Origin of the sequence: Synechococcus sp. R55.7 (assembly GCF_047461955.1) — a bacterium.
Lineage (GTDB): Bacteria > Cyanobacteriota > Cyanobacteriia > Thermostichales > Thermostichaceae > Thermostichus.
In genome coordinates, this window is sequence record NZ_JANSIC010000384.1 from 1 (window position 1) to 1042 (window position 1042).

General features: G+C 56.2%; 1 protein-coding gene. It reads left to right on the forward strand.

Annotated elements, in window-relative coordinates; genetic code table 11:
* The first annotated feature begins 307 nt into the window (after nt 1-307).
* Nucleotides 308-1027 (forward strand): response regulator transcription factor, encoded by a 720-nt coding sequence (locus tag NW820_RS12645; protein ID WP_011433617.1) that lies wholly within the window; start codon nt 308-310, stop codon nt 1025-1027.
* The last annotated feature ends 15 nt before the right edge of the window (nt 1028-1042 follow it).

Below are 1042 nucleotides of genomic sequence, written 5' to 3' on the forward strand. Positions count from 1 at the left end.
GGATAAGCCTCCGTTGATTTACGCACAGGAGGGCGGCCTCGGCAAGGATAAACTCCCCGCGCGACCCCACACGTAAAGACTTGAAATAAGATTTAGGTGTTCAATAACTCATGAATCACCTGCGTTTGTTGCCCTTTCCAGCCGAGGTTGGGGTCAAGCTTGCCCTGTTGAGAGGGCTCTTTATTCACCCGCGAGCCGAGGGCCCATCGCCTCTGCACGATTGTTGCCCATGAGCTGCCGAAGGGATCCCCACACCCCAACGCCCTGCAACCTTGTCTCCTGCTGACTTCGAGAGTGCCAAGCTGCCATGTCACGCATCCTCATCATCGATGATGATCCCAGCATTTGTGCTCTACTGCAGCGGTACTTGCAGCGGCAGGGGTATTCGGTTGAGGTGGCGATGACGGGGGCCGAGGGCTTACAGCAGTTGCGCGCTTTTCAGCCGGCCTTGGTAATTTTGGATCTGAACTTGCCGGATGTGAGCGGCTACGATCTCTGCCAGCAAATGCAAAAAGAGACCGGCGTGTACGTGTTGATGTTGACCAGCCGCGTCAGCCCTGCTGATAAGTTGCACGGATTCCAGTTGGGGGCAGATGACTACCTGACCAAGCCCTTCAGCCTGCCGGAGTTACAGGCGCGAGTGCAAGCCATTCTGCGGCGGCAACGCATGAAGACCGAAGTTGCCAGCGCGCCGGTCTTGACCTTTGCCTCTTTGGTAATCGACCCGGAAACCCGAGCAGTCATCCGCGAGCAGCGCCTGATCAACTTAACAGCACTGGAGTTCGATTTGCTCTATGCTATGGCTCGACATCCGGGGCGGGTTTGGCGACGGGCTGAGCTGATTCAAGAGGTGTGGGATTTTAACCACGAGGGAGATGAACGGGTGGTCGATGTCCACATTGGCCAAATTCGCAAGAAACTAGAGACTGATACCAGCCAACCGGAGTTGATCCGCACCGTGCGTGGAGTTGGCTACAAGTTTGAGCCCCCCGCTCCGAAGGAGGGATGGGGAGAGGAAAAACCTTAACCCCCAAATAACTCT